Raw genomic sequence first — 7,604 nt, forward strand, 5'->3', positions numbered from 1 at the left:
GCTTTGCAGGATGAACAGGATGCCGGTGAGCACGGCGCGATTGTCCAGCGGTTTGCGCCCGGGATAGCGCGAGCGCCGCGGTTTGGGCGGTGGCAGCAACGGTTCGATGAGCGCCCACAGTTCGTCGTCCAGTATCGGTTTAGCCATGTCCTTTTCGTCGTCAAAACAACGATCAGGTTAACAGGAATGGCCAGGACTAAAGCTTCTAAGCAAACCAGCGGTCTCAAGGTCCGCGCGGGACACCGAATGAGCGATATGCGCGAAAGACCGTTTGTCGGCGCGCAGCATGTGCACGACAATCTTGGCGGCCACATACACCATCGCAATTTCCAGCAACCGCCTCTGCAGTTATCCGCTCAATGTCAAGCCCACCAGCGAAACCTGCATCGCACCCGAACCTGACTACCGACACCGCTACGTCGAACTCGCAGACAGCTGTCGCGCAAGGTCAATCCGACCAAGCAATTCCCCTCATTCACGACGCCCCCACTCCCGATATATTGCCTGTCAGGGCCCTCGGCGCTCTTGCGCGGCGAGCCATTTCGTGGTCACCTGCATAGTCACTCGGCGTCATACCGTAGCGAGCCTTGAACGCACGGCTGAAGTGGGCATGGCTCGTGAAGCCGCACTGGTATGCAATCCGCTTAATCTCGCCATGCGACACGTCGCCGAGTAACCGCCGAGCCGCTTGGTCGAGACGTAGCGACCATATGTAGCGCATCAGCGACAGTCCGTTGGCTCGCAACACGCGCGCGAGACTACTGGTCGACATGTTCAGCTCGCCAGCGATGCGCCCGGCACTCAGGTCGGGGTCACCTAGGTGGCGCGCGATAAGTTGCCTTGCGCGCAGCAAAGTAGCCGCGCCCGATCGACTTGCAGCAGATTCGTCGAAACCGGTCGTCAATACATCAAATAAATCAATGAACTGATCGCCCAGCCGCGCGAGCACCGACTCGCTTGCCTTACCCGCTTGCGCAGTCAGATACAGTAAAAAGTCGCGTACCGCTCCGACATCCGCCAACGTCATATCCGGACGAAGAGCGGTCGGAAAGCTGTGACGCAATCCACGCTCGCGCAAAGTGGACTTCGGGATACGTAGCGCGGAGAAATGCGCCGGTTCACACATCGACTCGATGAACATACGCTGTGGGTCGAGCACAGCTATATCTCCGGGCCCGAGCTTGGTCGTTTGCCCGCGTTGTTCGATCGACAGGACGCCGCTCCTCACCAACTTGACGATCAAATATTCCTCGCTCCAGACTGCGCCCGGTCGATCCAGGCTTGGCGATACCGCTTGCCATGCCATGTTGATGTTTGAGATGTCCGCCTGACCGGCACGCTCAATATCCATTGTCGAGTGACCGAAGTGCGAAACGTCGAAGCGGCAGTGCCAGCCTCGCGTCGATAGTGCGTCGACCCACGCGTCACGGTCTACTCGCGCGCCATTCCACGCGTTAAAAGCCGTATTCTGTTCCATATTTTCCTTCTCATATCGATGCGTTCTACTTATTATATGATTATTTTGTTCAGTTGTGCGATTCAGCAAGGACGTGTTGAATGGCCTGACTAGGCCCGAACGATATGTCGCGGCGACCATGTCTCACAAACGAAAAGGCGCAAAATATGCTAAGAAATCAGCGCTGCACAAGTCGCCAATGCCGTCACGCCAGCTCGGCCATTTCAAAAAACTTTCATATTTCTTGATTCGAGAACCAGCGTGCTCCAGAAACGCATACAAATAGGAGAGCAAATGATACTGACCCTAGGCGAAGCTATGTTGTAGGGAACTTCCAACGGCCTGTGGGTGGCTGCTGATCGCTGATAGGCGGCTCGGCCCTCCCCCGGTGTCACACTAGTGTTGTCGCCTCTGAATTTTCGTCATTCCAAGAACTCAGAGGTGCAGGTTGAAGACGAAACAGACGTATTCTGTTGAATTCAGGGAGCAGGCGCTGGCGAAGGCCCTGCAACGCGGCAACCGGTCGGTAGGAAAGGTTGCCGCAGAACTGAACGAACGCATTAGCCTTGAGGAAGTGGATCCGGGTGTCTAACACCGCAAGCCGCAACCCGGAGCCCGTGGATGCACGGCGCCCGGAAGACTGGTCTCTGGAAGAGCGCCTGCTGGCCTTGCATCAAAGCCGTAGACTGAACGCGTCGAGGCACTGAATGTGGCGCGACGATCTGGATGAGAGGCGCGCGACAAACAAGATGAGAATGTCGCGGCGGGTTGATGATGCCGACGTTGATTGAGGCTGGCAAGCGCCGCGCGTCAGTCGGCGAGGTCGATCGCGTGACGATGGCCGTCAGGATGCGCTTGACGGACTGGCGTTTGGTCTCGATCAGTGGCGTCGGCACGGTGCCGGTATCGAGCGCCGCTAATTCCTGCCCCAGCAAGGCCAACAGCGTCACGCGTGACGCGCTGGGTTCGTCGCCGATCGCATCGATGACGGCGCGTTTGCGGCGCAGGCGGTAGGCGCGTTGCCGTTGCGCGGCAGTGTGAGCAACGGGCGTCTTACTCGCGCTATCGGGCGCGTCGTCGCGCGTGACGCTCGTCAGTTGCAGCTTGTTGCTCATCACTGATCCTCCTGACGCGGCGGCATGCCCACGTTGTTCGGCGTAGCGAAGCTGGCCGGACGTCCTGGTCCCTGCTGCTTGCGCTGCAGGGCGGTACGTCGGCGGTAGCTTTCGACGTTGAGCTCGAAGATGGACGAGCCGGTCGACAGCGGCCAGCGTCATGGCCGGGTCGGGGAAGACCCTGTTCCATTCGCCAAAGGGCTGGTTCGCCGTAATGAGAAGGGAGCGGCGCTCGTACCTCGCGCCGATCAGCTCGAACAACACGGAGGTCTCGGCCTGGTCCCTGGTGACGTACGCCAGATCGTCCAGGACGACCAGATCGAAGCGATCGAGGCGGTTGATGGCGGCTTCGAGAGCCAGTTCACGGCGTGCCACCTGCAGCCGCTGCACGAGGTCGGAGGTACGGGCGAACAGGACCTTCCAGCCCTTCTCCACCAGACTCAGGCCGATGGCCGACGAAAGGCGCGACTTGCCTGCGCCGGGAGGCCCCATCAGGATCAGATTGGCGCCGCCGCGCAGCCAGCCATCGCCGGCGCACAGCGCCGATACCTGCGCCCTGGACACCATCGGCACCGCATCGAAATCAAAGTTCTCCAGCGTCTTGCCTGGCAGGAGCCTCGCCTCGGTAGATGACGTTCGATGCGGCGGCGATCGCGCTCGGCGATCTCATGTTAAGCCAGTGCTCCGGGCAGGCGCGCCGCAGGCCAACCTTCCTTGTCAGAGCGCTCGGCGAAGCTCGACCAGATCTGCTTGATGGCGGGCAGCCGCAACTCGCTGAGCAGCAGCGACACACGGCTGGTGTCGAAATCGTCGCTCATACCGGGACCTCCATGTCGAAATTGAGCAGGGCTTCGTAGTCGCTCAACGAAGCCAGTTGCACGTGCACTTGCGGCACACTCGCCGGGTCCGACGAGAAGCGCGAGCGTAGTGCTTCCAGATCGGGCAACTGGCCCTGGGCAAGGCAGTGATCCAGCTCCTTCGCCAGTTGCACCTCGCAGGTGCGCTCGTGTGCCAGGCTGAGCAGCTCCACTATAGAACACCTTGCGCAGGACGAAGCCGCCGGTGGAGGTGACGTACACGCGCGTTTCCTCATAGTCGCTGGTGCGCTGGCCCGGCAGCGACTGCAGGAAGGGGCGTTCGGCCTCGATGCGCTTGCCATTGCGTGCGTTCTGGCGGCTGACGATCTCGTCGACGAAGCGGCGATAGGCGTCGAGGTCAGGGAACCCGATGCTGCCGCGCAGTAGTAACGCATCACGGATCGCGTTCTTGAGGTGCCCGTGAGGGCTCTCGATGGCGCCGTTCTCGTGGGCGATGCCGCGGTTGTTGCGCGTTGGCTGCATGCCGTAGTGGGCACACAGTGCTTCGTAACGCGTGGTCAGATCGTCGCGCGCCTCGCGATCGAGGTTGCGCAACGCTGCGGACAGACTGTCGCTACGGTGCTCGCGCGGCGCACCTCCCAGCGCCCACAACGCGTTCTGCAGCCCTTCGGCCAGCGCGACGTAGCTCTCGCCGCCGAGAATGACGTGAGCGTGCTCGAAGCCCGAGCACGCCAGACGGAAGTGATACAGGCGGTGATCGAGCGCGACACCGGCCACGGTGACGCCCAGGCTGTGCATATCCGTGAAGTCGGACAGACCCATGCGGCCCGGCTCATGTACCTCGCGGAACACAACGTCGCGCTCCTCGCCATGGACGGCACGCCAGGCGCGGATGCGTCGCTCCAGTGTGCGTCGCACGGTGCGCGACAGTGCTGGATGTCGCCGAAGCATCTCCTCCAGTATCGCTACGGGCCGCACGCCCGGAGCGGACTGCAACAGCGGGACGATCTCCGCTTCAAAGATCCCGGCCAAAGGATCCGGGCGTCGGCGCTCGCGCGGCGCCTTCTTCTGCGGCGACTGCCGCAAGTCCTGTTCTATCCGGTAAGCCGTGGCCGTGCTGAAACCAGCGCGTGCGGCCGCCGTGGACGGCCCTTCCGTGCGTCTGTACTTCATATAAAGCCTCATCTGGTGGTCGTTGACGTGTCGTCCGGGCACGGCGCCCTCCGTTGCAAGGAAGGCTCGTTCATACCCGATCCACCGCGACCACCGACAAGGCTCTGTGCTAAAGACAGGCCTCCTCAGCGCGGCGGGTCGGCGGCGGTTCCGGGCTACGCCCGCTCCCGCCGCCGACCCGCCAGCATTCTCATCCTGATTGACGCGCTGTTCTCATCTTGATTGACGCGCGGCACACTGAACGCGTGGTGTCGCGAACGGGGCCTGTTTACCCATCCTCTGGCCCAGTGCGCGCGCGGTTCTGCTCTGCCGTAGACGCCGGCAGCCGACGCGCGAGCGCGCCAGAGGTGCGTGAGCTGAAACAGGCCAATGCGCAATTGCAGCGCGAACTGAAGCACAAGGACCATGCGCTGGCGGAGGCAGCCGCATTTGGCTTATTACATTTGACGACGTTTACCAGTGATTCGCTTTCACTAACCGTACTGCTCACCCTGGCACCTTATCCATCTGATGCTGATAGAAAGCACTTCTCCCTCACGGGGTCAATGCCGCACTCTCGTGCAGGTTACGTTGTCCCGGCGGCTTCATACCACCTCGTTACCGAGATCGCATGCGCCGGTAGGGTACGGCTGACGGAACAGCCGGTTTCCTCGCTGGCACAGGCCAGCTGAAACAATCCTTCACGCGACCTCACGTCGCACCCATACATGATGTCTAGTCGATCGGCCATATTTTTGATTCTTCCGGCCCGGACAACATCGCAAATCCAAGCTGAAAAAGCAGCCAACCCCATACGGTCTTTGCGTCGACGTTCTTGTGCGCACCCGCGTCGACAAGCTCGCGGGAGATCACCCGCATACGATCTGCAAGGTAATTCAGCAGGTTCATGCCAGGGACTCCATCGCGTCGGGCTTCGGGACGCGAAGGGCCGTCTGATGAACGCGACGCTCGAACTCTGCTGTCAGCAAATGCCCGTTCTGCAGCCTATCGGCAAGCAGAGCCGCTATCTCGCGCCAGAGCTAACAGTCCTTCACGCACGGAAGCGCGATCCGCCAGCCAGGCGTCTTCGTTTCGAATGGAAACTGGTCACTAACCTGCCGGTCCGCTCGCGTGCCGAGGCAATCGAGAAACTTGACTGGTATGCGATGCGCTGGAAAATCGAGACCTGCGACAAGATCCTGAAATCGGGCTTCAAGGACGAGGAGCCCCGGCTTCATACAGCCGACCGGCTAACAAATCCGATCGCGGTCTTCTGCATCCTGAGGTAAAACATATTCTGGCTCACCATGCTCGGGCGCCCGGCGCCGCAGGCCACCGCCGACATCGCGTGCATGCACACTGAAATCGGACTGCTCGAGCACACCGCTCACCACAGTCCTGCACCGCCAACACAACGCGCACCTGGCGCGTACGGCCGAGCGTCTGGCCGATATGCGAGCTCGGTACGCCGTCAGCGTTCATTTCCGGATTATCAAAAAAGTGGTACCCAGCCTTGAGTTCGGCGGCATCACGGGACTGCGGAAACGAACATTGCGGTGCGTGCAAGGGCTGTGGCGCGAGTGCGATCAATCGCTGCGTCAGGCGAGCGTCGCCCAACTGCGCCGCGCCAAACTCATCATTGGCCCAATCATCGTCATTGTTCGCGTCCGACAATGCCGCTCCTCGCTACAAGGACATCGCCGAGCGAAAAGTTGAACATCGTGCGCGGCAGTTTACAGGCAGCGCCACACCGAGATGTGGACAAACCTCAGCCTTCAGGAGGGGCGGCCCCAGACAGCAGGCGTGCAGCTTTTTCGCACACTCCGGCGGTTGTTGCGGTCTGACCTTCCGGCGCCTTTAAGAAGCGATGTACAAACAGGATATTCAGCTATTACCTTCGAACGCTAATACCATGCCCGACACACGCCCTATCTCAGCAAATCTCCCAGTGAGCGCGCGCCTGGACGCGCCACGGCATGAGCCGTCAACATCACGTCTCCGCCCACCTGCCGGCTCGCCTGCTCCGCGCTGTTCCTCGTCGCTGCGCGAACTGGAGCGCAGCCCTTGCCGCCGCTCTCCGACGCCTGTGGACCTCTCCTTCCTGGCAGAGGAACAGGACGAACGGCTGCGTGTGGCAGACCCGGTGGGCGTGATACTCGGGCTCGCGGACGCCGATGATGAGGCACTCTTCAATGCCGAGTTTCCGACGCAGGAGGTCGCCGAAGACGCGCCAACACTATGTTCGGCACGTCCTACTGTAGCGCAGCATCGTCCGTCGCATCGTAGCCCCTTACCCTCTCAGCCTGCCGCTGCCGATCAGGGCGGCGCGATACCGCATGGCAGCCCATCGCCGTCGACCGGCACGTCAGCAGGTCTTCCTGTACAGCGAAACCGTCGTACGGCAGTGGGAGCTCCTGCCGCGCCGGAAGCAGATCATCCGAAACACTGCCCGACATACGAAGAACTGAGGCTGATAGTCGAGAGAGACAAGCACAAAAAGGTGCGTGATTGGTCCGGACGCCAAATTAAACAGGGATCTACTCGTATCGTCCAACGATACGGCTTTTCAAGTCTCGATGCCTACAAGAGATGGGATAAGAAGGAAGAGAGAGAAAGAAAGTATAGTTGAAGGTGTCAAAGATTTTGCCAACTCTATGGCCGATGATTGCACTGGGGCTACGCTCGATCAGGGCTCCGGCTCCGACTTGAAAAACAAAAAAAAGGGCGGCACTTGCTGAGACGGTCGGATACACATCGCTCCGGTGAATAACTTGCCCCCGGACCCGGCGCGACGTACTGGTTGCAAGCGAGGACCGGCCACCCGACGCGGAAGAGTGGCATCAGACATTGTCGCAACTAGCGACCGGCGCCGTTAGAGAATGAAAGGGACTTCCCCGTCCCGAGGCTGCGGCGGAAGCCGCGAGTCGGCATCGACGTGCCATGATGAAGTTTCGAACGTTCATCAACACCAGCGAGAGGGGAAGTCCATGCCTATTGTCACTATCGGAATCGATCTTGCCAAGAATGTATTCGCCGTTCATGGCGTGAACGAGATGGGTAAGG

General features: G+C 60.7%; 8 protein-coding genes and 2 pseudogenes. 2 read left to right on the forward strand and 8 right to left on the reverse strand.

The features are described from left to right. From HV796_RS39290 to istA, 5 genes and pseudogenes are all read right to left on the reverse strand, one after another. Window positions 1-147: transposase (locus tag HV796_RS39290; protein WP_175233161.1), on the reverse strand; the 147-nt coding region annotated here is incomplete at its 3' end. Between the two features lie 328 nt (window positions 148-475). Next, window positions 476-1,546 carry a helix-turn-helix domain-containing protein gene (locus HV796_RS39295; protein WP_175233162.1) on the reverse strand — a complete coding sequence of 357 codons (1,071 nt, stop codon included), beginning with the start codon at window positions 1,544-1,546 and terminating at the stop codon, window positions 476-478. A 470-nt stretch (window positions 1,547-2,016) separates the two neighbouring features. Then, window positions 2,017-2,571, reverse strand: coding sequence for a hypothetical protein (locus HV796_RS39300; RefSeq protein WP_175233163.1), 555 nt, complete (start codon window positions 2,569-2,571; stop codon window positions 2,017-2,019). Then, window positions 2,571-3,389: pseudogene (gene istB, locus HV796_RS39305) on the reverse strand (IS21-like element helper ATPase IstB). The gene HV796_RS39300 and the pseudogene istB overlap by 1 nt, the downstream one beginning before the upstream one ends. Further along, window positions 3,386-4,604, reverse strand: a pseudogene (gene istA / locus HV796_RS39310) (IS21 family transposase). The pseudogenes istB and istA overlap by 4 nt, the downstream one beginning before the upstream one ends. 305 nt (window positions 4,605-4,909) lie before the next feature. Between istA and HV796_RS39315 the strand changes: the two are divergent. Continuing rightward, window positions 4,910-5,233: a hypothetical protein gene (locus HV796_RS39315; RefSeq protein ID WP_175233164.1), complete on the forward strand. Its 324-nt coding sequence runs from the start codon at window positions 4,910-4,912 to the stop codon at window positions 5,231-5,233. A 43-nt stretch (window positions 5,234-5,276) separates the two neighbouring features. On the opposite strand, the gene HV796_RS39320 is transcribed toward HV796_RS39315, so the two are convergent. Then, window positions 5,277-5,450 (reverse strand): hypothetical protein, encoded by a 174-nt coding sequence (locus HV796_RS39320; protein ID WP_175233165.1) that lies wholly within the window; start codon window positions 5,448-5,450, stop codon window positions 5,277-5,279. Between the two features lie 47 nt (window positions 5,451-5,497). Here HV796_RS39320 and HV796_RS39325 point away from each other — a divergent pair, with 47 nt between their 5' ends. Beyond that, entirely contained in the window at window positions 5,498-5,830 is a 333-nt protein-coding gene (locus HV796_RS39325; protein ID WP_175233166.1) for a hypothetical protein, read from the forward strand. A 13-nt stretch (window positions 5,831-5,843) separates the two neighbouring features. On the opposite strand, the gene HV796_RS39330 is transcribed toward HV796_RS39325, so the two are convergent. Both HV796_RS39330 and HV796_RS43620 read right to left on the reverse strand, forming a co-directional pair. After that, window positions 5,844-6,215, reverse strand: coding sequence for an IS4/Tn5 family transposase DNA-binding protein (locus HV796_RS39330; RefSeq protein ID WP_175233167.1), 372 nt, complete (start codon window positions 6,213-6,215; stop codon window positions 5,844-5,846). Window positions 6,216-7,381: 1,166 nt separating this feature from the next. Further along, the coding region (locus HV796_RS43620; protein WP_217478173.1) for a hypothetical protein at window positions 7,382-7,604 on the reverse strand (223 nt) is incomplete at its 5' end.

This window comes from Paraburkholderia humisilvae, assembly GCF_902859855.1.
Classification (GTDB): domain Bacteria; phylum Pseudomonadota; class Gammaproteobacteria; order Burkholderiales; family Burkholderiaceae; genus Paraburkholderia; species Paraburkholderia humisilvae.

Excerpts from the sequence above, each read along its gene's own strand:
- HV796_RS39300 (WP_175233163.1), bottom strand. The coding sequence starts at position 2,571 with ATGAGCAACAAGCTGCAACTGACGAGCGTCACGCGCGACGACGCGCCC.
- HV796_RS39320 (WP_175233165.1), bottom strand. The coding sequence starts at position 5,450 with ATGAACCTGCTGAATTACCTTGCAGATCGTATGCGGGTGATCTCCCGC.
- HV796_RS39325 (WP_175233166.1), top strand. The coding sequence starts at position 5,498 with ATGAACGCGACGCTCGAACTCTGCTGTCAGCAAATGCCCGTTCTGCAG.